Source organism: Kitasatospora sp. CB01950 (genome assembly GCF_001905465.1).
Taxonomy (GTDB): Bacteria; Actinomycetota; Actinomycetes; order Streptomycetales; family Streptomycetaceae; genus Kitasatospora.
In genome coordinates this window covers 419,628-445,771 of the sequence record NZ_LISX01000006.1, presented here as the reverse complement: position 1 = coordinate 445,771, position 26,144 = coordinate 419,628, and the positions used below count along the sequence as shown (strand labels likewise).

At 71.1% G+C, this 26,144-nt stretch carries 19 protein-coding genes and 1 pseudogene; 11 read left to right on the top strand and 9 right to left on the bottom strand.

Annotation, left to right across the window (positions count from 1 at the left end; all coding sequences use genetic code 11):
- Positions 1-705 precede the first annotated feature (705 nt).
- The 7 genes and pseudogenes from AMK19_RS18585 to AMK19_RS18560 all read left to right on the top strand — a co-directional run bounded on the left by AMK19_RS18585 (position 706) and on the right by AMK19_RS18560 (position 9,191).
- On the top strand, positions 706-2,430 hold the full coding sequence (locus AMK19_RS18585; RefSeq protein WP_158071926.1) for a S1 family peptidase: 1,725 nt from the start codon (positions 706-708) through the stop codon (positions 2,428-2,430).
- Positions 2,349-2,912, top strand: a pseudogene (locus tag AMK19_RS38630) (serine/threonine protein kinase); the annotation flags it as partial. The gene AMK19_RS18585 and the pseudogene AMK19_RS38630, both read left to right, overlap by 82 nt.
- On the top strand, positions 2,913-4,781 hold the full coding sequence (locus AMK19_RS18580) for a serine/threonine protein kinase (protein WP_241844466.1): 1,869 nt from the start codon (positions 2,913-2,915) through the stop codon (positions 4,779-4,781).
- Between the two features lie 54 nt (positions 4,782-4,835).
- The gene (locus tag AMK19_RS18575; RefSeq protein ID WP_073813014.1) at positions 4,836-6,326 is read left to right on the top strand and encodes a vWA domain-containing protein; all 1,491 of its coding nucleotides are present in this window, start codon (positions 4,836-4,838) and stop codon (positions 6,324-6,326) included.
- A 47-nt stretch (positions 6,327-6,373) separates the two neighbouring features.
- A complete protein-coding gene (locus AMK19_RS18570) occupies positions 6,374-7,465 on the top strand; it encodes a hypothetical protein (protein WP_143200266.1) in 1,092 nt (363 codons plus the stop codon).
- Complete coding sequence (locus AMK19_RS18565) at positions 7,462-8,856, top strand: ABC transporter substrate-binding protein (RefSeq protein WP_083647011.1); 1,395 nt, start codon at positions 7,462-7,464, stop codon at positions 8,854-8,856. The genes AMK19_RS18570 and AMK19_RS18565 overlap by 4 nt, the downstream gene beginning before the upstream one ends.
- On the top strand, positions 8,853-9,191 hold the full coding sequence (locus AMK19_RS18560) for a CU044_2847 family protein (protein WP_073813010.1): 339 nt from the start codon (positions 8,853-8,855) through the stop codon (positions 9,189-9,191). The genes AMK19_RS18565 and AMK19_RS18560 overlap by 4 nt, the downstream gene beginning before the upstream one ends.
- 468 nt (positions 9,192-9,659) lie before the next feature.
- Here the strand turns inward: AMK19_RS18560 and AMK19_RS18550 are convergent, their stop codons facing one another.
- The 9 genes from AMK19_RS18550 to AMK19_RS18510 all read right to left on the bottom strand — a co-directional run bounded on the left by AMK19_RS18550 (position 9,660) and on the right by AMK19_RS18510 (position 20,071).
- On the bottom strand, positions 9,660-11,231 hold the full coding sequence (locus AMK19_RS18550) for an FAD-dependent monooxygenase (protein WP_073813008.1): 1,572 nt from the start codon (positions 11,229-11,231) through the stop codon (positions 9,660-9,662).
- A gap of 16 nt (positions 11,232-11,247) precedes the next feature.
- Entirely contained in the window at positions 11,248-11,547 is a 300-nt protein-coding gene (locus AMK19_RS18545) for a DUF1707 SHOCT-like domain-containing protein (protein ID WP_073813007.1), read from the bottom strand.
- Between the two features lie 181 nt (positions 11,548-11,728).
- Positions 11,729-12,589 (bottom strand): ABC transporter permease, encoded by an 861-nt coding sequence (locus AMK19_RS18540; protein WP_443135019.1) that lies wholly within the window; start codon positions 12,587-12,589, stop codon positions 11,729-11,731.
- Positions 12,586-13,578 (bottom strand): ATP-binding cassette domain-containing protein, encoded by a 993-nt coding sequence (locus AMK19_RS18535; protein WP_073813005.1) that lies wholly within the window; start codon positions 13,576-13,578, stop codon positions 12,586-12,588. The genes AMK19_RS18540 and AMK19_RS18535 overlap by 4 nt, the downstream gene beginning before the upstream one ends.
- Positions 13,579-14,601: 1,023 nt before the next feature.
- Complete coding sequence (locus AMK19_RS35275) at positions 14,602-15,615, bottom strand: hypothetical protein (protein WP_073813004.1); 1,014 nt, start codon at positions 15,613-15,615, stop codon at positions 14,602-14,604.
- 43 nt (positions 15,616-15,658) lie between these two features.
- A complete protein-coding gene (locus tag AMK19_RS18525; protein WP_143200265.1) occupies positions 15,659-16,909 on the bottom strand; it encodes a hypothetical protein in 1,251 nt (416 codons plus the stop codon).
- Positions 16,910-16,946: 37 nt separating this feature from the next.
- Positions 16,947-17,267, bottom strand: coding sequence for a chaplin family protein (locus tag AMK19_RS18520; protein ID WP_241844465.1), 321 nt, complete (start codon positions 17,265-17,267; stop codon positions 16,947-16,949).
- A gap of 135 nt (positions 17,268-17,402) precedes the next feature.
- Complete coding sequence (locus tag AMK19_RS18515; RefSeq protein WP_073813000.1) at positions 17,403-17,639, bottom strand: hypothetical protein; 237 nt, start codon at positions 17,637-17,639, stop codon at positions 17,403-17,405.
- Positions 17,640-17,731: 92 nt separating this feature from the next.
- A complete protein-coding gene (locus AMK19_RS18510; protein WP_073812999.1) occupies positions 17,732-20,071 on the bottom strand; it encodes a collagenase in 2,340 nt (779 codons plus the stop codon).
- Between the two features lie 1,341 nt (positions 20,072-21,412).
- Between AMK19_RS18510 and AMK19_RS18505 the strand changes: the two genes are divergently transcribed.
- From AMK19_RS18505 to AMK19_RS18490, 4 genes are all read left to right on the top strand, one after another.
- A complete protein-coding gene (locus tag AMK19_RS18505) occupies positions 21,413-22,483 on the top strand; it encodes an ABC-three component system protein (RefSeq protein ID WP_143200264.1) in 1,071 nt (356 codons plus the stop codon).
- The gene (locus AMK19_RS18500) at positions 22,480-22,953 is read left to right on the top strand and encodes an ABC-three component system middle component 2 (RefSeq protein WP_073812997.1); all 474 of its coding nucleotides are present in this window, start codon (positions 22,480-22,482) and stop codon (positions 22,951-22,953) included. The genes AMK19_RS18505 and AMK19_RS18500 overlap by 4 nt, the downstream gene beginning before the upstream one ends.
- Complete coding sequence (locus tag AMK19_RS18495; protein ID WP_073812996.1) at positions 22,946-24,775, top strand: hypothetical protein; 1,830 nt, start codon at positions 22,946-22,948, stop codon at positions 24,773-24,775. The genes AMK19_RS18500 and AMK19_RS18495 overlap by 8 nt, the downstream gene beginning before the upstream one ends.
- Positions 24,776-25,007: 232 nt before the next feature.
- Complete coding sequence (locus AMK19_RS18490) at positions 25,008-26,129, top strand: serine/threonine-protein kinase (protein ID WP_241844464.1); 1,122 nt, start codon at positions 25,008-25,010, stop codon at positions 26,127-26,129.
- Positions 26,130-26,144 lie beyond the last annotated feature (15 nt).

Below are 26,144 nucleotides of genomic sequence, written 5' to 3'. Positions count from 1 at the left end.
ATGTGGTCGTGAACGCTCGTTCATGTCACCCCACTGGGGACGTTTCCGCAGGCTGAGGCTCCTCTTTGCTGGTCGTCATGGGGTGTCTGCTCATCCGGTCGAGCATTCGGGCGTCATCGATCGAGGGCCGGTCGCCTCTTCGGCGCGGCCGGCCGGGGACGGCTGTCGAACGGACGAGTCCGTCCTGGCCGCTCACAGCTGGCGCCGGGTCGGACGGCACCGCCGCGTCCCGCGTCCCGGTCCGGGCGCGGGGTGCGGGGTGCGGCCCTGGACCTGTTGCGGGGCATCTGCGGCACTCCGTCGGCATGTTGGGGTGGCCCGGCAGAGCGCCGCCGTGTCCGGCCGGTGCGTCTGTCGGTCCGGCCCCGCCCGTGGCGCCCGGGGCAGGGGTACGGAAAGGTCGAGGTGGCCGTGCCCATGCTCCGCATCCGGCCGAGACCGGCTGTTGAGTCGCATCGCGAAAGGTTCATAAGCTGCTTGACCGGGCTGAATCGCCAAGCCGCGCCGTATCGCTGACTGCAAGCCCTTTCGGCATCTTCCGTGCCGCTCCGGTGGACCTTCGGCTCCACCGCCCCTTCGCGCGGTCGTAGGGAGGAACCGATCCCTGTGCGCCCCGCTTCCAGGGGCATCCTCCGGTGTTCACGGATGATGCGATCAGACGAAATGATTGTCCGTCAGATCACTTCACCGGTAACGTTTTTCGCTATGGGGCGGGAGGATCCTTGGCTGGCGCGCATCGAGGACACCCAGGGGCGCGTGCACGGTGCCGGGACGATGCTCGACGGCGAGTACGTGCTGACGTGTGCGCACGTGGTCGAGGAGGCCATCGACGCCGGGCGTGGTGCCGATCGCGAGGTCCGGGTCCGCATCGCCGGACATCCCGACGACGCCTACCCGGCGACCGTTGTCGAGAGCTGCTGGCAGCCGCCGCTACCGGACCAGCGCGGGGATGTGGCGATCCTCGCCCTGCGGTCCGCGGTGCCGGGCGCGCCCCGCGCGAGGATCCGGCGGACCTGGCAGCACGACGAGATCGTGCGCATCTTCGGCTTCCCGGCGGGTACCGACAACGGCCAGCTGGCCAGTGCGAAGATCGCCTCGTACGACTTCACGGGGGAGCGGATACAGCTCGACGCGGTGCTGGAGCAGCGCGTCGACCGCGGCTTCAGCGGTGCGGCGGCACTCGCCGCGAGTGGTGAGATTCTCGGCGTGATCGCGGTCGTCCGGGCGCCGCTCGCCGAGAGCAGCTGGATGATCGCGGTCCGGACGCTGTACAAGTACGCGAGCGCGGTGCTCGACGGGCACCTGGCGGGCCGGCCCTCGCAGGTGGCGCCGGGCGACTGGCCGTCGCCGCAGGTCCCGGAGGTCCTGAACGACCCGGTGCAGCTTGCCCTGACCCGGCACCTGGTCGGCTGGCTGGCGTCCGGCGGGTCGGGCGGGGTCTGTGCGATCGGCGGTGGCGGCGCGGTGGCGCTGACGTCCCGCCTGGTGGGACTGACGGTGCCGGGCTACCGTCGGGCGGCCCCCGACGAAACCGTCAGCGGCGCCCCGCCCGGCACCGTCCCGCAGCTGGGTGAGGTGGACGCCGCCGTCGACGCGACCGGGCGGACGACGGAGCAGGTCGCCGAACAGCTCGCGGAGAGTCTGAGCCTGCTGACCGACCGCGCCACCGATGACCTCTTCCACCAACTGGCGGAGCTGGGCTCACCGATCGTCGTCGTGGTGAACGCGGTCGACCTGGCGGCCGATCCCGGCGAGCTGTACTACCGGCTGCTCGAACCGATCGCCGCGCGGGCGTCGAGCATCGGCGTGCGCCTGCTGCTCGCCTACCACGGCGACCCTCCGCGGTACGTCCGCAGTGCGGTCGCGGCGAGCCTCGGGGGGCCCGCCGCGCTCGCCCCGCCGCACGGTCGGCACGGCGGAACGACGCAGGTCGGCCGCCGGCTCGACCGGCTCGACCGGTTGGTCGAGGAGGTCGAGACGGCCGAGGGCGACGCCCGGGTGTGCCGTGACCACGTCGCACCGCGGATCCTCGGCACGCCGCCGCCGCAGGTCGCCGGCGCGGCCGCGCTCGCGGTCCGCCTGCGGGTGCTGCGGGACACCGGATCGGCCGCCGCCGGATCCACCCTTCGGGGATGGCTGCTGAGGGAACTCGACGCCTGCGAGGAGGCGGCCGCCCGGTCGCTGGTGCGGGCCCGGCGCCTGCACGCCGAGTGCACGGCCCTCCTCGCCCGGCGCAACCGGGCCCGGGGACGGCTGGAGGCCTACCGCTCGGAGGCCGCGGCGCGCGGCCTGATCGAGAACCTGGGCGAGTCGTACGAGGCGGCCCGGCGGCTGCTCTACAGCGGTGGATGCGACCTGCCGCTCGCCGAACTCCGGGTCGAGGAGTACCACCGGGCCGTTCGACGCGAGATCGATGGGAGACAGGCATGAACCGGTGCAATCGTCCTGGCTGCGGCGGCGAACACGACGGGACCGGCTACTGCCGGCGCTGCCTGCTCCCGCCGCTGCCGGCCGGTCCGGCGGGCGGCAACCAGCCGCCGGCCCGGGAGCGGACCTCGGGGCGATCGGTGCCGGCGGGCGGCAACCAGCCGCCGGCCCGGGAGCGGACCCCGGGGCGGTCGGTGCCGGCGGTCGCAAGCCGTGGCGCGGTGCCGTGGTCCGCGCGCCGCGCAGAGCCCGTACCGTCGCCGCGCCCGTTCGGCGACGACCCCTGGTGGGGGCAGGGCCTCGTCACGCTGCCGACGATCGACGGACCGGAGCCGGGCCAAGCGGTCCAAGCCACGCCGCGAATCCCGGAGGAGCGCAGGCTCTGCCCCCATCCCGCCTGCCGCCGCCCCGTGGGCACGGGTCTCGACGGCCAGCCGAGCCTGCTGGAGGGGCGCTGCCCATACGACGGAACGGCCTACTCGTTCGTGCCGAGACTCAGCCGGGGCGAGCTGCTGTCGGACCGCTACCGGGTCGAGGGCTGCATCGGCCACGGCGGCTTCGGCTGGGTCTACCTCGCCCACGACGAGCGCCTGAACAACCGTCCGGTGGCGCTCAAAGGCCTGATCGACGCGGAGGACCCCGTGCGGGTCGAGGCGGCCGCCGAGGAGAAGCGGTTCCTGATCGAGCTCAGGCACGACGACATCGTCGACATCCACGACTTCGTGACGCACGAGCCGGCGGGCGGGTCCCGGCACGGCTACCACGGCTACCTGGTGATGGAGTACGTACCCGGTTACTCCCTGGAGCGTCCGGAACTGTTCGGCCGGCTGCAGACCGAGCAGGTCATCGGCTACGTCCTGCGCGTTCTCCGGGCGTTCCAGTACCTCCACGACCGCCAGTACCTGTTCTGCGACCTGAAGCCGAGCAACCTGATGGTGTACGGCTCCCGGATCAAGCTGATCGACCTCGGCGCGGTGCGCGAGGCCGGGAGACCGGGCAGCGGGGCGTACTCGGAGGACTACATGGCCCCGGAGCTGATGGTCACCGGGCCCACCGTCGCCACCGACCTTCACACGGTGGGCCGGACCCTGGAGTCGCTCTTCGGGTGGTACACCGACGACCCCGACAGTCCCCGCTTCACCTCACTGCGCCAGCTCATCAGCCGCGCCACCGATCCCGATCCGCACCTGCGGTTCGGCTCGGCAGCCGAGATGGCAGGCCAACTGAGCGGTGTACTGCGTGAGTTGGTCTCCAACCGCGACGGCACCCAGTACACCGCGCCGTCGCTGCTCTTCGCCCGCTCCACCACGCTGATCGACCCCGGGCTCGGGACTGTGCCGCCGCTCGACCGGTGGACGAGCACCTCGGCGCTGCGGGCGGCGGCCGAGGGCAGCTGCCGTCCGCTCGCCACCGCCCCGCCCGCGCCGGTCACGGCGGCGGCCGGGCTGCCCGAGCCGCTGGTCGACGCCCGCGACCCCGCCGCCGGGTTCCTCAGGGCGTCGGTCAGCGCCGATCCGGCCGTCGCCCTCTCCCAACTCGCCTCCTACGCCGATGCGGCCCCGGCCTCCGCCCGTGCCTCCTCGCCCGAGGTCGAGTTGCTGCGCTGCCGGTTCCACCTGCGGCTCGACGACCTCGAAGCGGCGCGCGCCGCGCTGGACCAGGCGAGGAGCCTGCTGCGGCCCGGCTGGCGGCTCAACTGGCACGAGGGGCTGATAGCCCTGGCCGGGCAGCAGTTCGGTGGCGCGGAGAGGATGTTCACCGCCTGCTACCGGACCCTGCCGGGCGAGCTCGCGCCGCAGCTCGCGCTGGCGCTGTGCGCCGAGTACCGAGCGGCGACCGACGAGGAACTCGACGCCGCGGCGGCTGCCTACCTGTCGGTGTGGCGGATCGACAGCTGGCACGAGAGCGCCGCCTTCGGCCATGCCCGGACGAGGCTCCGCCGCGGCGACCGGGCCGGTGCGGTCTCGGAGTTGAGGCAGATACCCGACACCTCACCGCACCACCGGGCGGCGCGGATCGCCGCGCTGTGGATCCACACCGGGCGGCTCGACCCCGGTCCCGAGGGCCTGCCCGACCGTGCGGACCTCGCCGAAGCCGAACAGGTGCTGGCAACACTGCCGTTGGACGAACCCGAGCGGCGCCGGCTCGCCGTCCTGATCATGGAGGCCAGGCTCGACCGCCGACGCGGCCCGCGACCGGACCGGACCGCGTCCGACGACGAAGCCACCGAGCACGAGATCCGGTCGGGGCTGGAGAAGGAGTACCGGGCGTTCGCCCAGTGGGCACCGGACGAGCACCGCCACACCGTACTCGTCGATCTGGCCAACGCCGTGAGACCAGTCACCACGCAGTGAACCCGCAGGCTCCGACGGATCGTCAATCTCGCGCTACGAACGGGGAATCGGCAGATGAGCGAAGAGCCACGAGTCACCCTCGAGGCCAACTACGACAGGTACCGCTCCTTGGACGAACGTGAGGTGCACCTCTACCTCAGCGTGGTCGCGAGCACCGCGGCCGACCGGCCGGCGAGCCCGCCGAGCGATGCGCAGTTCGCCGAGGTCGTCCTGCTGGACCAATCGGGGTCGATGAGTCATCCGCGCACCAAGCTGCAACGGGCCAAGGAGGCGAGCTGCGCCGCCATCGACACCCTGCGCGAGGGAACCCGCTTCGCGGTGGTCGCCGGTACCCACGAGGCAACCATGATCTACCCCCGGGAATCCTTCCTCGCCCCGGCGAACGCCACCACCCGCGCGGAGGCGAAACAGGCTGTCAACCGGATCGCTCCCGGCGCCCAGGGCACGGTCATCGGCGCCTGGCTCGACAAGGCCCGGGAACTGCTCGAACCGCACCGCGATCTGATCTGCCACGCGCTCCTGCTCACCGACGGACGCAACGAACATCAGGGCCGGTCCGCACGGTCGATGGACACCGTGCTCGCCGACTGCCGTTCCGTGTTCACCTGCGACGCCCGCGGTATCGGCGCGGACTGGGATCCCGCCGAGTTGAGACGGATCGCCGAGGAACTCCGGGGCACCGCGGACGCGGTGCCCGACCTGGCCGACCTGGCGCCCGAATTCCGCGCGCTGGTCCGCACCGCCATGGGCCGCACGCTGTCCGACCTGGCCCTGCGGGTGCGCTGCGCACCGGGAGTGTCGGTGTCGGCCCTCGAACAGGCCCACCCGGCGGTGGCCGACCTGCTCGACCACCGCCTGCCACTGGCCGGAGCAGCGGCGTCCGACTACCCGACCGGCCCCTGGAGCAGCGAGGCGCGCCGGTTCGTCGCGACCTTCACCGTGACCGGCGACCGGACGGCCGGCGCCGACGCGGAGACCCTGGCCTCCATCGAGGTGGTCATCGGCGCGATCGGCACCGACCGGGCCACACCCGTCAGCTCGGTCGAGGTGATCACCGCGCGCTGGCTCGACCAGCCGGCCCAGGAAACCGTCATCGGGGCCGACCGGCACCGCCACGAGCAGGAGAAGGAGCTGTACGCGCTCAGATGGCGGGGCGGGGCACTGTACCGCCAGGGGGATCGCCACGGGGCGTGCGACGCCTGGGGTCGGGCCGTGGCGCTGGCTGCCGAACTGCGCAACGAGGACGCGCTCCGGCGCCTGGGCAAGGTCGTCCGGGTCGAGGACGCCGTACGCGGCGTGGTCGGCCTGCTACCGGATCTGGATCCCGACTACGTCCTGCAGGCCATGATGGGCACGGTCACCAGCAGCTCGTACGGCCTCCCGCGCAACCCGGCGCCACGCGCCGATCCGGCGCCCGGGCACCCGTCGGCCCCCGGGCCCACCTGCCCGAGGTGTCGCCGGGTCGCGGTGGCCGGCGCACGGTACTGCGAGAACCCCGCCTGCGACCACGAATTCACCGACGGCTCACCGGTGGTGGGCGGATGACGGCCCCCGGCACGGTGGCACCCGAGCCGGGGGCGGACGAACCGGCGATGCCCTCCACGACTGCGCGCACCCTGCGCCGGCTCCGCGGGGCGCTGGTGGCGGGCAGCCTGCTGACCGGGACGCTGTGCCTGGTGGTGTCCAGCCAGGCGCACGCCGGAACCGACGCCGCCGGCGGGCGGGCCGCCCCCGCGCTGCTCCGGGCCGAGGCCGCGTCCGGCGCGCTCGCGGACGCCCAACGCGTGGCGGTGCACGGCTTCCTGCAGGGCACCGTGGTCCTCGGCGGACTCGGCGACCAGTACCAGAACGACATCGCCGCGATCAACCAGAACCTTGCGGAACTGGCCAGGTACAACGTGGCGGGCCCGGAAGCCACCAGCGACCTGCAACTCGTCGAGGGGCTTGTCGTCGCCTACAACGCCGAGATCGAGCAGGCCGCCGCCGACTACCAGCAGACCGGCGAGCTCACCCGCGCCCTGCCGGCCCTCTGGTACGCCACCCTGCAGTACCGGGAGATCTCGGCCACGCTGGACCGGCTGCGGACGGAGGGCCGCGCGGCACTGGCCGACCGGCGCGGCTCGGTGTGGCTGGCGGGCGCCATGGATCTGCTGTTCCTGGTGCCGTTCGTCGTGGTGCTGGCGCTGTTCGCGCGGACCCAGTTCGTGCTGCGCCGCCGGTTCCGGCGTCGGGTGAGCATCTGGTTGACGACCGCTGTGCTCGCCCTCACCGCGACGGCCCTGTGGTGCGGTCAGTCGCTCCATGCCTCGGACCGACACCTGCGCTCGGCTCTGGACGGTCCGTTCGTCCAAGCGGTCACCCTGGCGCAGCAGCAGGCGAGCCGGTCCGCCACTCAGGCCGGCGAGGACCTGTTCGCCGGTGTCGCGCAGGCGTGCCCGGCCACCACCAGGTTCTGCGGGACCGACCTGACACCCCCGGCGCCCGGACCCGCGACCGGAGGGACGGCCGAAGACGGCCACCAACTGGGCCAGGCCGAGGCCGAGTTCACGAACGGGGTCACCAGAGCGGACGCCTCCTCCTCCGAGCGCCCGACCGTTGTCGTGCTGCTGACCCTGGTTGCGGCCGCGGCAGCCGCTCGCGCGCTGAATCCGCGCATCGACGAGTACCGGTTCGGAGGCCGATGATGCGGCAGAAGCGCCAGGCAGCCCTCCGGCTCCTTCTGGTCCTCACCCTGCTGGCGGCGTCCGCCTCCTGCCTCGGCGGCTCGTCCGACCGGCGCGTCCTGACCATCCTGACGCCCTGGACCGCCGGTGCCGAGAAGGAATCCTTCCAAGCAGTGATCGATGCTTTCGAGGCCGGCAACCCCGACATCACCGTCCACGCCTCCCCCACCAGGGCACTCGACCAGGTGCTGCGGGCCGGCGTGCAGAAGGGCGAGGAACCGGACCTGGCCGTCGTGGCGAACCCCGGGGCGCTGCGCTCCTACGCGCAACAGCACGCCCTGGTCCCGCTGGACGGCTTCCAGAACAAGGCACTCGGCAGCGAACTCGTCGAGCTGTTGAAGTCCGACTACGACCCCCAGTGGTACCGCCTCGGGGAGGCCGGGACGGGCCGTCCGTACGCTGTCGTCGTCAAAGCCTCCGTCAAGAGCCTGATCTGGTACAACCGCCGGCAGCTCGCCACCCAACCGCTCGACAGCTGGGCCGACCTGGTCGGTGTCGGCCGGTCGGTGGTCCAGCGGGGCGGGACGCCCTGGTGCCTGGCCATGGCCGACCCGCCCAACTCGGGGTGGCCCGGTACCGACTGGATCGAGGACATCCTGCTGCACCAGGCGGGTGCCGGCACGTACACGGCCTGGGTCGACGGCAGGCTCAAATGGACATCTCCACAGGTCAGCGCGGCCTGGCAGGCATGGGGCCGGACCGTCACCGCCCAGGACGCGATCCACGGCGGCCCGCTGACCGCGCTCCTGACCAGCTACGGCGAAGGGGCCTATCCGCTCTTCACCGCACCGCCCGGCTGCTACCTCTGGCACGGCGCCCTCGTCACCCCGGACCCCGAGGTCCGGCCCGAACCCGTCTCCGGGAAGGACTACGACTTCGTCCCGTTCCCCGACCTTCAGCCGACGGCGACGGCGACTCCGACGGCGAATCCGACGTACGAGGTGTCGGGAGATCTCGTCGCCATGTTCCGCGACTCGCCCGAGGCGGAGAAGTTCATGGCCTTCCTCGCGAGCCGGACGGCCCAGGAGATCTGGCCCAAACACCAGCCGGAGGCGGCCTTCTCCGCCAACCGCACCGTCACGCAGATGCTGTCCCGCAACGCGCCCGACAGCATCGCCCGCCGGATCAACGGGTTGCTGGCCTCGCCCGCCACCCTGTGCTTCGACGCCTCGGACAGCATGCCCAGCACCATGGCGGCCGCGTTCAACCACGCGGTGCTCGACTACCTGAACGACCCCGGCCGACTGCCGACGATCCTCACCGGGCTGGACAAGGTCCAGGCCGACGCCTATCCGCAGCCGGCACAGAGCTCCGTCTGCCCATCCTCATCCTCAGGCCAGGAGGCCAAGTGACAACACGTATCGAATTCCCCCTCGCGTCCGGCGGGACGCTGGTGGTCGAGAGCGAGGGCACCGGCGCAGGAGTGGCGCCCGCCGGCCGGGGAAGTCTGGAGCGAGCGGGCGCCACGGTGCGGGACTCGCTTCACACCGTGGTCAACACGGCATCCGACGTGATCGACGCGTTCCGCGCCCTGCCACGCCGACCTGACGAGATCGAGATCAAGTTCGGCGTCAAACTGGACGGCAGCGTCGGGGTGATCCTGGCGGGCGGCTCGGCCGGCGTCCACTTCGATGTGACGCTCCGCTGGTCTCCCGACACTCTTGCGGAAGCCGACGACGAGGAGTGACCGCAAATGCCCGGTGCGAGCCGCATGCCTCGGCCTTGCGACCCGCACCGGGCAGCGCGCGGCCCGGTCCGATCAGACGGTCCGCGCTCTCCGTGACGAACCCTGCCCCGGCCAGGGACGCGGAGATCAAGGATCTGGGAGCTGAGTTCTCCTGGCGGAGGGGAGCCGGAATGCGCGCCTACCCGCTGATCGTCGCCGATCCGGTCCCGCCGGTCGCGACCCGAGGTATCGCCGAGTGGTGCTGGGCCTTCCAGTAGGTGCTGACGGGCTCGATCAGGGCCCGCCGCTCGTCGGATCGGTCGCTCTTACAGGGCCGCCGGTCGCTCACGGGAGACAGCCCAGCGCGACCGGGCTTCCCGATCGGTGCGGATACGCCGGCACCACACGTTCCGGTGACGACAGCACCGACATCACGTCACCTGTACCGCTCTCTGAGATCGGCGGTGGTTCACGTCATCGGGCACCGGGCTATCTGGGGGCTGTCGAGCGGGTGATTGCGGTGAGGGCGTGGTGGAGGGTGGCGTCGCTCGGTGGGCGGTCCCGCCAGCGGGCGCCGATGTGGCCGTCGGGTCGGACGAGTAGTGCTCCGTGCGGCCGGAGGCCGCAGAGATCGGTGTGCTCGATGGGAAGTGCCTCGATGTGCAGCGGCCATGGTGCGGCGGTCTGTTGCTCCCAGTGAGTGGGGTCCGGGGTGAGCAAGGTGAACCATTCGCCGAGGGTGTCGAGGGTGGAGCGGTCGCGGGTGAGCCAGAGGTGTGGCACACGACGGCCCGGCTCTGCGGTGGGGACATAGTCCGTGCCCGGGTCGGACGGTTCGGGTGGGGTGCTGCCGTCGGTGAGGACGGCGGCAGAGTGGTAGGTGACGCCGAGCACGAGACCGAGCTGGGCGAAGTACTGCTCCGACCAAGGAAGTTCGACCTGTGCAGGTGCTGCTTCGCCGGTCCGCAGCTGCTCGCGGCGCCGGTTCTGCACTTGGAGCAGCAGTTGGGTGTTGGCCACGGCCTGGTGGAGAGTCTGCTGGGCGACGGGCTGTCGCTCCGTCTCATAGGTTTCCAGCAGGCTTGGTTCGGCCCACCCCTGGAGAACGCCCGCCAGTTTCCAGCACAGGTTGTGTACGTCGGCGATGCCGGCGTTCATGCCCAGACCGCCGATGATGGGCACTGCATGCGCGGCATCGCCGGCCAGCAGGATCCGGCCGTGGCGGAAGCGTTCGGCGACGAACCCGTTCATCACCCAGTGCTGAACCCGCAACACGTCGGCTTGTACCTCGGAGCTGGCGCCGATGGCGCGCGAGACAAGGCCGGGCCAGTCGGCCCGAGCCGCGTCTTCGGGCGTGGGAACGAACCAGGCCCAGCCTCCCCCGGGGTAGAGCGGGAGGAACGTTCCGTGCGCGGTGAAGTAGACCCCGGCGGGCCGGCGGGTGCACCAGCGGTCGAGGTCGGCGTCGAACACGACGGTGGTGAAGTCCCCGATCGCTCCGGGGCCGGTGGTGTCGATTCCCAGCCGTTGCCGGACCGTGGAGCTCGCGCCGTCAGCGGCGATGACATAGCGGGCACGGACGCGCACCTTCTCACCGCGCCGGTGGTCGACGAGCAGGGCCACGACGCTCTCGGCTTCCTCGACCAGGTCGACGAGCTCGACCCCGAACCGCAGGTGTGCGTCTGCTGCGGCGAGAAGCGTGGGTTCCAACCGATCCTGCGAGGTGACCACGCCGATTGCGGGGCTCTCCGGAACCGGCGCGTCGACCCCGACCATCGCCGCGGTGGCGAAGTCGCGGTCGCGCAGGGTGTCGCGGAAGCGGACGCGGCCGTATTCCGGTGCGAATGCGTCGGCCGTGATCTTGTCGGCAAGCCCGAGCTGGCGAAAGATCTCCATCGAGCGCACGTTGACCAGCCGGGACCGGGGAAATGGTGACAGCTTGCGGTGCTTCTCGACCAGCAGTGCCCGCACACCCCAGCGCTCCATAAGCGCCCGGGCGGTGAGCCCGACCGGCCCACCACCGACGATCAATACGTCCGCCCCGGCGTTGGCTACTGGCATGTCAAGCTCCTCCTGCTCACCCCGGGTCCGTCGGGGCGCTCGGTGACGGTGACAGGCCGGTGGTCGGCAACTCGGCCGCGCCGGTGTGCGCTTCCCCCGGTGTGCGGGAGGTGCTGCCCGGGTTCAGTGCGGGGAGCGAGGCCAAGGCCGATACGAGTTCGCCGCCGGTCTTGGCGGTGAGCACCTGAGTGAGGCGTTCGTCCATCTCCTCGGAGGAGATGTGCCCTTCGGTGAACACGTCCTGCAGGCGTTGCACGCCGGCGTCGCGGTCGGCTTCGCCGATCGGTCGGGGCGGGTCTTCCGGCGAGGCAGTCACCGTTTCACTCTTCCACTCCTGTGTCGTGTCGGCGTTGCGAGCGCGCCGTTCCTCGGCGGGAAAGGCGCCTGTCGGGAGTCCGGGCGCCTCACGGGACGGAACACCTGACGCTGCGCCAGTTCCCGAGCGGCCCCGGTCCCGCAGGGCGGGGCCGGGGCCGCTTGCCGGTGAAGCGGTGTGCCTACGACACGGAGTTCCGGTACTTCCGCACTGCCAGGATGCGGCAGACTACGACGATCAGTGTCGAGTAGAGCACCGATGCCAGCACCGAGTGCTGCATCGGCCAGGCGTCCGACGGCCGTACACCCGGGTTGCCGAACAGATACCGGCAGGCCTGCACGGTGGCGCTGAGCGGGTTCCAGTCGACTACGTGCCGCAGCCAGGGCGTCATCTGGCCGGGGTCGACGAAGGCGTTGGAGATGAAGGCGAGCGGGAGGATCCCGAGCATGGGGGCGCTGGAGGCCGCCTGCGGGGTGCGAACCGAGATGCCGATCAGCGCGCCGATCCAGGTACACGCGTACCCCAGCAGGATCAGCAGACCGAACGCCGCCAGGGCCTTGGGCACGCCGTTGTGGAAGCGCCAGCCGACCAACGCCCCCACGAGCGCCAGGACGACCACGGTGACCGCCATCTGCACCAGGTCGGCGAGCGTGCGGCCGGTGAGCAGCGCGCTGCGGGCCATGGGCAGTGACCGGAAGCGGTCGATGAGGCCCTTGCTCATGTCATCGGCGAGGGCCCCGGAAGTCGTCAGGATACCGAAGGCGATGGTCTGGGCGAAGATGCCGACCATCAGGAACTCGCGGTAGACGCCCGGAGACGTGGTCCCGCCGATGCTCATGGAGCCGCCGAACACGTAGGAGAACATCACCACGAACATGACCGGCTGGATCATCATGAAGGCGACGACTTCCGGGACCCGGGTCCATCGGATCACGGTGATCTTGGCGATGACCAGCGAGTCGCGGATGGCCTGGCTCGCGCCGCCCTTGGCACGCGGAGCCACCGGCACCTCTACGGGCAACGCTTCGACGGGAGCGATCACTTCGCACTCTCCTTGGTGGGTTGCTCCTCGGCATCGCCGTCCTGTCCGGGCTCCGCGGGGCGGCCGGTGAGTGAGAGGAACACGTCGTCCAGGGTCGGGCGGCGCAGCCCGATGTCGTCGATCGCGATGTTCAGTCCGTCGAGGTTGCGGATGACGTCGGCGAGCACCTGGGCGCCTCCCGTGACCGGCACGGTGAGCTTGCGCGTGTGGTTGTCGACCGTGACCTCGCCGTGGCCGTGGGTCGCCAGTATCGCGCTGGCGCCGATGATGTCGTTCCGCCGGTGCACGACCAGCTCGACCCGGTCGTGGCCGATCTGCGCCTTCAGCTGGTCGGACGTGCCGCGGGCGATCACCTTGCCGCGGTCGATGACGCAGATGTCGTGCGCGAGGCGGTCGACCTCCTCCAGGTACTGAGTGGTCAGCAGCAGCGTGGTACCGGCACGGACGAGCTCTTGGATGACGTCCCACAGCGCCTGGCGGTTGCGCGGGTCCAGGCCCGTGGTCGGTTCGTCCATGACCATCACCGGCGGCTGGACGATCAGCGCCGCGGCGAGGTCGAGCCGGCGGCGCATGCCGCCGGAGTACGTCTTGACCGGACGGTCGGCGGCGTCGGTGAGGTCGAACTGCTCCAGTAGCTGGTTGGCGCGCGCCTTCGCGGCGCGCCCGTTGAGCTGGTAGAGCTGGCCGACCAGCCGCAGATTCTCACGGCCGGTCAGGTAGTGGTCGACCGCAGCGAATTGCCCCGAGAGGCCGATGTTGCGGCGTACCTCGTTCGGGTCCTTGACCACGTCGATGCCGGCCACCTTGATGATTCCGGCGTCGGGCTTGAGCAGGGTGGTCAGCATTCGCACGGTCGTGGTCTTGCCGGCGCCGTTCGGGCCAAGTAGACCGAGAACGGTACCTGCGGGGACGTCGAGGTCGACGCCGTCCACGGCCGGAACGTTCCCGAAATGCTTCACCAGACCTTCGGCGTAGATGGCCCCTGACAAAGAGCTCTCCCAAGGTTTGAGTGGCTGGGCCCCTCACGGCCGTGTTCGGCAACGGTTAGGCCTGGGCCAGTGGTTGTGCAGCGCGACCAAAGTATGAAACGCGATATATCGCGTCAAGTCGCGAGTCGTGTTCTCGGTCGGAAGAGCGGGTGGTTTCGGCCACCGGCAGGGCCTGTCCGGAGCGCGAGGGTCGGAGCGGTAGGTGAATTCAGCCGCTTCCGGATGGATCCGTCCCGGCTTCGGACGGATCTCGGGGTGAGGCCCGCAAGGGCCGGTGCCGAGGGGAGCGCGAGATGCCGGGGTGGTACCAAGGGCGGCCGCGTCGATCCGGACGCGCATCGATATCAGCGGCCCGTCGGCCCGTCGGCCTGACCGGCCTTTGAATGGCCGGAAGTTGACGGGCAGCAGCCCGACGTCGCCGGAACCGTCGTTGCACTGACCCTGGTGCAGGCCCGCGCGCGGGGCATCCTGCCCCGCTGGCCGGAGGCGACCCGGGAGAACGCCGAGCCGCCCGGGCCCGACGGCGGCGACTCCGTACGCGCCGCCGCGACACCACCGACGTCGCAGCCGTCGCCCCGCTGAAGCGGTGCCGCCGCAGTTCCTGCGGGGGCGGCGCGCGGAGTGCTCCGACCCGGCCGGGGACGGGCCCTCCGCGCGCCGCCCCGATGGTGGTGGGAGCAACCGGATCAATTTGCCCCTACAGCACGGGGAGGGCTGGGTGGCCTGCCGCTTGTCCGGACCCCCGCCATTCTGGGACCAGCTGTTTTGGCCGCTGGTGGTCGCCCGGCCACATCGGCCGGTCCTGGGCAGGGCCGTCGGTGTGCCGGGGCCCCGCCGGATCGCGGTCGCGTCCTACTGTTTCGCCGCCGGCCTGCTGTTCCGGGTGACCGTCGAAGCGGCGACCGCGGCCGGCGGGCTCGGTGGTGCTGATGCAGCCGTTGTGGCCGGTCCTGCGGAACCAAGGGCGCAGGCCACAGCAGCGCGGTCGGGCGCCCGCCGGTCGCGGGCAGGGCGGGTACGGGTTCACCGGGATGCGGGGCGTGAGTGCGTCGGGGCGTCGGTGCGTTGGGAGCTGATGGTGTGCGCGGCCTCGTCGGGGTGGGGAGGCAGGAGGTCGCTGTGATGCTGGTGGAGGAGGCGTTCGTGCTCCGGGCTGAAGTGCGTGCGCCAGACGCCGGCCGGGAGTTGGTCGCTCTTGGGGTTGGGCAGGGTGGCGAGGGCTGCGGCCGGGTCCGGGTGGCGGGCGGCGGCCAGGAGCCGGTGCAGGGCGCGGTCGCGGGCTTCGGCGGTGCCGCCGTGGGCGGGGCCGGCGAGTTCTTCGTGGGTGAGCACGCAGACGGCGGGGTGGCGCAGCAGCCACTGGCAGCGGCGGGCTTCGCGCATGCCGGGGAAGCCGGGGTCGGTCAGGGCGAGGGTGAGCTTGGCGTCCATGGTGGGCAGGGCGCCGAGGATGTCGCGGTAGACGAGGTGTTCGGGCATGGTGCCGACGTGCCCGGCGGGCTGGGAGAGCAGGTGGATCTGCTCGATGACGCGGTCGCGTACGTCGCGGTGGTGGTAGACGATCGGCGGTCGTGCGGCGGTGTGCCAGGCGCGCAGGAAGCCGGCGTCGGCTCGTTCCAGGTCCAGGCTGTTGACGTACCAGCAGCCGCGGCCCGGCAGGAGTCGGGGCAGGTCGGTGTCGGGGACGCGGGTCAGACGGTCTTCGAGGACGGGGTCGACGGGTGAGGCGGCGGTGACGGGCTGGCCCAGGCGTGTCCACCACACCCGCCACAGGGCAGTGACTGCCTGCTGGAAGGCGGCTTCCAGCTCTTCCCGGTTGTCGCGCTGCCCGTGCAGCAGCAGGCGTCCGGCTTCGTCCTGGCCGTAAGCGGCGCGGAGCAGGGGGGCGACCTCACCGGGGCCGGGCCTTTCACCGCTGTCGGGTTGGATGCCGCTCATCGTGCCGTAGGGGGTGTAGCCGAGTGCGGTGGTGGTGCCGGCCAGCAGTGGTGTGCCGCTGCCGCGCAGCGAGACGACGATCAGCTGGGGCACGGGCATGGGAGGTCTCCCGGAGAAGAGGAGGCGACGGGGTGGTGAAGGGTCAGCGGGCCGGCGAGACGGCCGGGGCGAGGAGGAGGTCCTCGTAGGTGTGGTGGCGGCGGGTGGTGACGCGTTCGTGCAGGAGGGCCGCCGCGCGCGCGTGTTCGCCGGTGTCGACGAGGGCGCGGGCCAGCGTGTCCTGGACGATCTCGCGTTCCACCCGTACGCCGCCGATGCGGTCGATCTGCCCGCCCAGGCGGGTCAGGAGATCGACGGCGGCCCGGGGGCGGCCCGCGGTCACGTGGGCGAGGGCCTGGACCACCGGTGCGAGGACTTCGCTGTAGTCGGGGCGCGTGTCACCGGCCGCCCGGCGGGCCAGGGCCTCAAGGTCGCCGGTGGCCGACTCGACGGCCAGAGCCAGGGCCAGGTTGAAGGTGTGGAAGACCTCCGCCATCCCGCCCGGCCCGGTCAGCAGTCCGCGCACGTGGTCGAGGTCGCAGCGGCCGGCGGGTTCCTGCCCGGCCAGCAGCAGACGCCAGTTCGTCGCCGACCGCATCCCCACGTCCGCCCGGCCCAGGACCTCGTCGGCCCGGCGGCGCGCGTCCGCGAAGTCCCCGCAGGCCAGGGACTGCAGGGCGGCGTGCCAGTTCAGGTGCTTGAACTGCGCTGCCTGTGGATCCCCGGCCAGCCACCGGTCGAGGAACCTGGTGGAGCCGGGGCCGGCTCCCAGTTCGTGCTCGGCGTGCGCGCGGGCGTGCGCGGCGAGTCCGGCGCGCGGAAACCGGGCCAGGGTGTGCCCGGCCAGTTCGAGGGCCTCCTCGGCGCGGCCCTGCTCGGCCCGCGTCCAGGCCAGCCTGCCCGTCCACGGCCAGCTGTCCGCACCGGCCAGGGCGTACTGCCGCTCGACCAGGGCGTCACCGTGCGCGCGGTAGTCGACGTCCCCGCAGGCGTGGAAGGCGTCCAGCATCAGCGAGGCCACCTCGTCCCCGGGCCACCGTGCGAAGTGCGTCACCAGGTGATCGGCCGTGAGCCGGAACTGTCGGTGGGTGTAAAGGAAGATCCCGTACACCAGGCTCGCCGACCGCGCATCGGCCTCCTGCGCGTCCCGGTGGGCGACCACCAACTCCTCCCGCAGCACCTCATCGCTCAGGCCCCCGCCGGTCGCCAGCATCAGGAGGGCCCGCGCCACGCCCAGCCGCGGACACTCGCCGACCCATTCCCGCAACAACGGCACCGCGCGCCCGCTCAGGGCAGCCAACTCCCGTACAGCGGCGTCCTCCAGCGACACATCCGTCCCCCCGACACCGGCCACGAGCCCACCCGTCCCGCACAACGTCGGTCCCACCGGATCAGACGCTGGACATGAAGACGGCCGTGCAGACGATCCCGCTGCTCCCGCAGTGGTTGCGGGGCAGGTCCAGTGGCAGACCGAGGTGGTTGCCGCTTGCCGTCCCGCTGTCGGAGACGGTGGTCCCGGTGGCCTGCGCGGCGCCGTGGTTCGTGCAGGAGTTGCCGAACACGGCGTTGCCCACTCCGACGATGTTGGCCTGGGCCGCGCCGGCCGGGACCACTGCCGCCCCCACGGCCGTACCCAGCACCGCCATCCGCCTGCCCACGGTGCGTGCACTGCTGCCCGCGGCCTGGCGCTCCTCACCCGTCAGCATGTTCATCGTTCCTTCCTCGCACGGGCCCCGTCGAAAGCCGGTGCCTGCACAGACCCTGCCCCGGGCAACTACTCGGAGCCACGGCCTGGTCAACGACGGAAGCGCGCTCCGGATACGCGCCATCGAGGCGGCACAGACGGCTCAGGGCCGGTCCTTGCTGCGGCTGCGCCGGTAGCGGATCTCCCGGACCGGTTTGAGGACGCCGTCCACCAACAGGAAGCGATCGCAGCAGCCCCTCCAGCCGGGGCACCAGGTCATCCGCAGTCCCGCACTGTCGGCCGCCGCGACCCGGCCGCCGGCGAAATCCGGGCGACCGTGACCGGGCACGTGCGTGAGCGGATCGACGATGCGGTCGGCGAGCCTCAGCCGTTCGCGCATGACGGCCGAAGGCGCTCGGTGACCCTGTCGACAGGGTCACCGAGCGCCTTCGGCAGCGGCGGACGGGGTTCGGCCGTCACCGTTGTGCGGTGTCAGCGGCGGAGCGGGCCCTCGCAGGAGTAGTCCGCGGTGCCGGCCTGGCCCGAGGGCCAGACGTCGACCTTGCCGAACCAGCAGTTCATGTCGGCCATGTTGTTGTTGGCGGCGCCGCCCCGGTCGAGGAGGAAGTGGTCGACGGTGGTGGCCATGTCCTTGCGGTTCTGGCCGGGGTTGTTGGAGTTGGTGAGGTTGGCGGTGATGCGTCCGGTGCAGGTGAAGCGCATCTTGTTGTTCCAGTCGCCGTTGTCCTTGCAGTCGGGGGTGTTCTGCGTGGCGGAGGCGAAGGCGTTGCGGATCTCGGATGCCCAGGCGTAGTTCAGTTGGCCGTTGGGCGTGTAGTCGGTGGAGGGGACGTAGAGGTCGTCCGCGTGCGGGATCTCGGCGTCCAGGTAGGCGGTGTACTCCTGCTGGAGGCCGGCGTCGCGGCCCAGGCGGTCGCGCCAGGCGTCGTAGCCGTTGCGGTCGTCGGCGCGCAGCAGGCGGTACATCTCGGCGAGCTGTTCGGGGTGCTTCTCGCCGAGCAGGTTGAAGAAGGTCGCGGAGTAGGGGTAGGCGCGGAAGCCCAGTCCGTCCCAGGTGGCGTGCAGGATCTGGTCGACGGTCAGGCGGGGGGTGCGGGCCTCGTCGTCCCAACCGATCTGGCGGACCATGTACTTGCGGGCCTTGACGCCGCTGTCACGGGTGGCGCCGGCGAAGTACTCGGCGGTGCCCTCGTTCATGGCGAAGGTGGCGTCGCTGGGCCAGCGGGTGGTGTAGCCCTCGCCGGGGATCGCCCAGCGGGCGTTGAGGTAGTGGGTGTACTCGTGCCGGAACAGCTCCTCCAGGCTGAAGTACGACTCCTGGGTGGTGCGTTGGTAGGTGTAGAAGGTGGAGTTCTCCTCGATGAACATCCCGCCGTTCTGGACGTCCCCGATGCCGAACAGCACACGCTGGAGGGCCTGGTAGTTGCTCTTGGTGTCGTACAGCTGGACGGTCAGAGCCGGGTGGTTGTCGTCGGCCAGCGGCCGGTCGGTGCCCAGGGTCCGGAAGAACTGGGCCTTGACCTGCTTGGTGGCGTAGTAGAGCTGGTCGGCGGTGGCCTTGTCGAGCGCGGTGCGCACGATCAGGGTGTCGTTGTCGTAGCTGTAGGTGTGGGGGAAGACCTCGCGTTGCAGGTCGGCGCGGCAGACCCCGTACTGGCCGCAGAGCCCGAGGTCGTTGACCGGGCCGACCAGGTTGGCCCAGGGCACGCTCATCCGGCCGAAGGTCGCGGTGGCGAGCTCCAGTTGAGAGCCGATCCGCTGCTTCAGCTCGGACTTGACGGCGTCGATCCGGGCGAAGCGTCCGTACTCCAGCATGGCGTCGCCGGCGGCCCACTCGCTGTTCGTGCCCTTGAGGTGGGTGTAGCCGGCGTAGGCGCGGAACGCCTCGCGGTAGTCGGCGTCGGCGGCGACGGCGGCCCGGAACAGGCCCTCGGGGTCCTCGCCGACGTTCTCGATGCCCTGGAAGTTGATCTGGAGAGCGCCCTGGACGGCCCAGTTCCAGCCGCGGTCGCCGACCACGGGCGAGCCGGGGGCGAACGTCCGCATGACCTGCTTCACCAGGGGCAGCCGGGCCAGCCGGAGCTTGGGGGCGCTGCTGGTCTGCAGCAGCTCGCCCATGGTGTCGCCATTGGTGCTGGTGGGGTCGAACACCCGGGGGTTGGCGGCGTAGTCGCGGATGGCGCGGTCGATGGCGGCGACGGTGGTGTCGTCGCCGAGGTCGATCTCGGCGTGGTAGAAGTCGAAGAAGACGGCGATGTGCAGGTAGTACCAGAGTTCCTGCTGGTTCAGGTTGTTGGCGCTGTCGAAGGACGGCGCGAGAGAGCTCACCTTGGCGGCGACGGCCCGCACGTGGTCGGGCGTCATCACCTTCGCGGTCCGCGGGTCCCAGTTGACCAGTAGCGGGCGCAGACAGTCCTGGTAGGTGTGGCCGCGGTCGGTGAGGAAGTCGACCAGCGCGGCGGGGGAGAGCGAGGTGAACGCCTCCGGGGTGCAGGCGGCGCTCTTCGCGACGCCGGCCGCCGGGAGCGACTCGGGGGTGTCGGCCGGGTCGCCGGACTGCAGGCCGGTGGTCGGCTGGCGCGCGGCGGTGCCGGGCCAGCCCTGCGGGACGGCCGAGGTGCCGCCACCCGGGGCGCCCTGATGGGCGACGTGGTCGCCGGCCTGCTGCGGGGCGGGCGCGGGGCGGTCCGCCGCCGAGGCGGCAGGCGCGGGCGAGGCGGAGGCCTGGACGCTGTGCAGCAGCGGGACCGCGAGGGCGGCGGCGAGCGCGGCCGAGAGCAGGGTGTTGCGCACGGTGACTGATGAACGCACCGGGGTCTCCTCGTTGGTGTGGGGGTGGTCAGGTGGTGCTGTGCGGGGCGCACCGGGGGAGGAGCGAGGCGGCGAATGCCGCCGGAACCGGTGCGGGAACGTGAGGGAACGGGCAGCCCGGTTACGGGTGACCGCGCCGGCGGTACGGAGCTCGAAGCCCGTACGGAGGTGCGGCGGAAGCGGTGGAGCGGCGCCTTCGTACGGGCGTCGGGGCTCCGGCCAGGCCCTCTCTTCCGGATCCTGTCGGATCGGCGCGCGGCTCCCCGGCCCTTGGGGTCGGAAGAAGCCCGGATGCCGCGCCCGGCTCGGAGTGTCGGCGAACTGTCCTCGTACTGGGGGTACTTGGACGGTTTGCCGGCGCTTCCGTGGGGGCGCCTCCCGGCCCGTCGGGGCGGGGGGGGATGGCGATCCGGCATTGCGCGGACGGCAGGACCCGAAAGACAGGGCCTAGCGCCTGTCTTCAAACCCGCGTCGCGGCCCCGCGGCGTCTGGTGCGTGCTCTCGGCGTGCCGGGTGGAAGGCCTCGTACTGGGTGTACTTGGTCTTTCGCCCGGTGCGGCGAGAGTGCGTGCCAGGGGGCGTGGGGCAGGCGGGGGCTTGAAGACAGGCCTAGGTGCCCGGCGGGCGCGTGCGGGTGTGGTCCGTCGTCGGGACGGGCGTGACTCGGCGCGTGGCGCGAGGAATTGACACCGATTCTCCTGTGGGGGAGGTGGGGCGGAGTCGATGGCCGAAAGGGGCCGCGGCCTCCAGGTGGGGGGAGGCCGGCTGGTGCAGGGCATGAAATGTAACATGGCAATGTGAAATTGCACTAGCGTTTACCTACCCATGGGGGAGGTTCGACGGCCGGGCAGAACGGCCGATCGACCGGTGCCCCACCGGTCCGCGGCCGGCAGCCGCACGGTGTCGACCGGAGCGGTGGGAAGTGATGGGAAGTGGGGGCGGGCCCGATCGGGCAGGGGTGCGGACCGGGCGCTCGACGGGAGTGCCCGACCGAGGGTGTCGTCATGTCAGCAGGCTCTGCCGGCCCGACTGTCGGGCTCCGTGTTCTTCGCCCGTGCGGCGGCGGTGATGTGACAGACGAATCTGTTGCGGAGATTCGGGGGCCTGTCCGACACGCTGCGCATTGACGTGGTTTCTGTTGGACCGGGCAGCGGGACTGTCATCGAATGGCGCGTTGCCGAGGTGGAGAGCGGCAGTTGGCATGGTGCGAGCCGGAGTGAAGTTTCCGTCGGCGGCCCGTGGTGGTATGTACACCCGGCGCGCTTGATCGCGGGCGTCGATCGCGCGTTGGGGGTGGAAGTGGAAGACCTGTCGCACAGGTCGGGCAGTGCGGTGAGTGCCGTGTCTGTGTCGCAGTACGCCGTCCCGGCCGCGCTCGTGCCGCCCAACCGGTTCGACCGGCGCACGCCCCTGCAGCAGGTTTGGTTCTGGGAACCCGACGAGTGGGAGCGCTTCACCTGCGAGTGGGTGCGTATGCGGGCGCCGGAGGAGGGCTACCTGGGCACCGAGATCATCGGCGGCAGCAATGACCGGGGCGCCGACGTGGTGGCGTTCTTCACCGAGCGGAGGCTCAACGGGGAGTGGCACTGCTTCCAGTGCAAGCTCTACCAGGACGAGTTGGAGGTCGCCGACGCGCTGCCGGAGATGGTCAAACCCTTCGTCGCGGCGGTGGAGACCACCAGGACGCTGCCGACGCGCTACACCTTCGTCGCTCCCAGGATCCACCCGCGGCTCAAGGACCTGGTGCTGACGCCGGACGAGCTCAAGTTCCGCTTCCTGGAGTACCTGCGGGGCCGAACCCAGACGGTGGCGAAGCTGCCCGCACAGCTCCTCGGCGACGTCGTCAAGCTCGCCGAGGCCACCGAGTTCTCCATGTTCTGGACGATCAACCTGGACGAGATGCTGGAGGTCTACAGCAAGTCCCCACTGTTCGCCGCCCGCTTCAACTACCCGCCCTCCGGCGCACCCGCGAAACTCCCCGTGCCGTCCGAGCCCGCCGCCGGTGAGGCCCGGTTCCTGGCGCAGCTGGTCGACGTGTACCAGGAGCGGTACGGGCGGCAGATCGTGACGGTGGACGACGCCTTCACCCACGCCAGGTCGAGAGACCACCTGCGGCGCCAGCGCGAGGCGTTCTACGCGGCGGAGGAGCTGCGCCTGTACGCCCGGGACAGCGTCCCGGGCGACGCCTACGCGGAACTGCAGGACGACGTGCTCGTCAACCTGGTGGAAGTGGCGGACGACGACCACGAGTCGGGCTGGCACCGGCTGCGGGCGGTCGTCACCCAGGCCGGGAACCTGCAGGTGTCGGGATCGGCCATCGCGTCGTACTTCCGGCAGGTCCAGCGCAAGGGCATGTGCCACCAGTTCGCCAATGACGACAAGTTGACCTGGTGCGACGGAGGAGAGCGGTGAACGCCCTCAACGGCCCGGTGGAGGTGGGCATGCGGGCCCTGGCTCTGCTCGCGGAGGCCCACCCGGAGGCGCTCGACCTCGCCGCGCTCGTCGTGCTCGACCACGCCGTCCTGCACAGTGGGCGGTTCGGCGGGCCGCCCAGTCTGCTGCCCGAACTACCCGCCCAGCCGGGCGAACTCGGCCGTAAACGCGAACTCCTCCATGAGGGCCTGGCCGTCCTGATAAGGGCCGGCCTCGCGTCGATCGATGCCACGGCCGAAGGTCTGGTCTACCGGGCGACCGCCCGCGGCTCCAGCTTCCTGGGGATCTTCGAAGCGCCCTACGTCGGCCGGTTGTGCGACCGGGCGATCTGGGCGGTGGAACGGCTCGCCCCGCACGCCGACCCGCTGGCGTCCACGCGGGCCATCACACAGACCTGGCGCGAGCAGTTCGCCGCGAGCGCGCACCACCCGGGGGACGGACATGAATAAGCTCACGCTGACCCACCTCACCTACGCCGGGTCCGGCGTCCCCGACGCGCAGCTCGAATTCGCCCCGACCTTCACCCTGGTCTGCGGCGACTCCAACACCGGCAAGTCCTTCATCGTCGACTCCATCGACTACATGCTCGGCGGCCACATCACGCCCGCCATTTTGCACGCGGAGGGCTACAGCCAGATCCTGCTCGGGCTGCTCCTGCCGGACGGCAGCCCGCTCACCCTCGTACGGGCGCCGAGCAGCAACAACGTGCACGTCCACGAAGCCGACCTGCGGACCCTCGTCCACGCTTCCCCCGACGAGGTGCTGTCCGCGCGGCGGACGAAGAACCGGCGCGACGTCTCCCACTACCTGCTCGACCGGCTCGGCCTGGCGGACGCGTACATCCGCACCAACGAGGCAGGGAACACCGAGCACCTCAGGCTTGCGGACCTCACCCACCTGGCGATCGTCACCGACGAGCGGATGGTCGACCAGACGCCACCCTCGCAGCGGGTCCGGGGCAACGCCGTGAAGACCGCCGCCAGGTCCGTCATGAAGCTCGTCCTCACCGGCGAGGACGAGCCGCCGGCGAGCAAGGTGCCCAACGCCGCCCAACGCCGCATCCAGAGGAGCAAGATCGCTCTGCTCGACCAGCTGGTGATCGACCTGTCGGCCAAGCAGACCACCGAGGAGAACGTGGACCAGCTGCGGGCACGCCAGGCCCGACTCGCGTCCACCCTGGAGACGGTTACAGCCTCACTGCGCGAGGCGACGGAGCGGCAGAGCCTGATCGCGGTCGAGCGGACGAAGCACACCGAGGCCGAGGAAGCACTGGCGGTACGCCTGGGCGAAGTACGCGACCTGCTGGGGCGTTTCGACATCCTTCGGCAGCAGTACGAGTCGGACCTCGCCCGCCTGGAGATGGTCGGCGAGGCCGGCAACCTGCTCGGTTACTTCCGGACCGGCCGCTGCGTTTTCTGCGGGGCGGAGCCTGAGCACCAGGAACCCGCGCACGACGATCACGAGACCACCCATCTGCACGAGGCCGTCACTGCGGAGGGTGCCAAGACCGGGGCCCTGCTGGCCGACCTCCGGCTCACCATCGCCGACCTGGGGGAACAGGAACAAGAGCTCCTCCGGGGACAGGAGCGGATGCGTGCCCGGGGAGCCGAACTCGACCGCACGATCCGGGCGATCGAGGAGCAACTCCTGCCGGCGAAGGGCGAACTCGACCGGATCCTGGCGGAACGCTCGGAGATCGAGCGCAATCTCGAAGTGCTGGCGCGCATCGGTGAACTCGACGAACACCGTGCCGAACTGGTCGCCGCCGGAGCGGTGCCCGCCAAACGCGCCGACTCGCTCATCCCCGGCCGGACGGTGCGGATGTTCGACTCCGTGCTCCAGCGGATCCTCGAACGCTGGAACGTACCGGGCACCGAGCACGCCGGTTACGACCCCTACGGCGGTGACGTCCGCGCGGGCGGCCAGGCCCGCGCCGACCACGGCCGGGGCATGCAGGCACTGCTGCGGTCCGCGTTCTCCGCGGCGCTGGCCGAGTACTGCATCGACTTCAGGCTCCCGCACCTGGGGTTCCTTGTGCTGGACTCACCCCTGGTGACCTACGGGCAGCTTCGCGGTGAGGAGGAGGCAGACCTGGCCCCGGAGGTCAACGACAGCTTTTATCGGCACTTCCTCCACTCGCCGGGGCAGACGATCATCGTGGAGAACACGCCGCCGCCACCCGACGTCGTCGAGCAGGCCCACGTGGTGATGTTCCGTAGGACGGGGAACGGCCGTCATGGCTTCTTCCCCGAGAGACCGGGACTCACCTGAGCCCGCATACCGTAGACAGCCTGGGCTCTGCCCAGGGCTGTGGCCGACTGCTCCTTTGGCGGCCGGGCAGGGCCGCGAGAAAGGGCTTCTCCGGCTTCTGCATGGGGAGCTCGGGCGAGGAGTTGCGCGATCCCTCCCCTTCGGGGGTGTGCCACGGACTAGGCTGACCAGCGATGATCTCGGCATCGCGGTGCCGCACGTGTGCGAAAGGGTTGAGTGGGACATGCCGGGGATGCCCGAGCGGATCGGCCGTTACACGGTGGCGCGAAAGCTGGGCTCCGGAGGGATGGGAGAGGTCTTCCTGGCCTATTCGCCGGCCGGAGACCCTGTCGCGGTGAAACTGATCCGGGCCGATCGGCTGGACCCGGTGACACGGGCGCGTTTCGAGAAGGAAGCGCGGGCCGCTCGGAAAGTGGTCGGCACCAACCGGGTCGCGCGTTTCCTGGACGCGGATCCGTACGCCGATCGGCCCTGGATGGCGATGGAGTACGTGGCAGGTCGCACCCTCCTCGACGCCGTGGATGGTGGAGGGCCCCTGCCGGCGGTGCACACGGTGAGCCTTGCTGCACTGCTGGCCGAAGGGCTCGGGGTGGTCCATGGGGCCGGGCTGCTGCACCGGGATCTCAAGCCGCAGAACGTCATTCTGGGCGCCTACGGACCGGTGATCATCGATTTCGGCCTGGCAGCGTTCGCGGATGCCAGGGAGGAGTCCCTTTCCCACAGCGGAATGATCATTGGGACGGTGCGCTGCATGCCGCCCGAGCAGGCGGCCGGGAATCCCCACGTGACCGAGGCAGCGGACGTCTATGCGCTGGGCACCGTGCTGCTGTACGCGGCGGCGGGACACTACCCCTATGACGGAACGCGCTGGGAGGCGATCGTCGCCCAGGTCTCCAATCCGGCGCAGTTCCCTGACTTGAGCGGTGTTCCTGAGCCGCTGCTCCCACTGCTGGCCTCGATGCTCGCACAGGAGCCGGAGGACCGGCCCACGGTCGAGCAGGTGGCCGAGGCATGTACGGGGCTGATGACGGTACTCGGTGTCACCCCTGTCTCCGCGAGGCAGGCGCTGATCGCGCGGACGGGCGCGAGTGGGCCGGGAACCTCGGCGGCGGACCCGTTCACCGCTGATGTCGAGGACCGGCTGAGGGCATACGTCGAAGCAGGTCTGCCGTCCGCGACCCTGGACGGCCCGCCCGCTGCCGTCGGCGAGGGCTCCGCCGCGGAGCCGACCGAGCCGCCTGGAGCCGCCGAAGCCGATGCGGTGACGCCCCGCCCGTCCCGTCCCAGAGCGCCGGCCTCGCAGCGCATCGCGGAGGAACTGCGCTTGGCGTACGCGTTGCAGTCGGCCCTGTGAGAGGCAGCCGGTAGC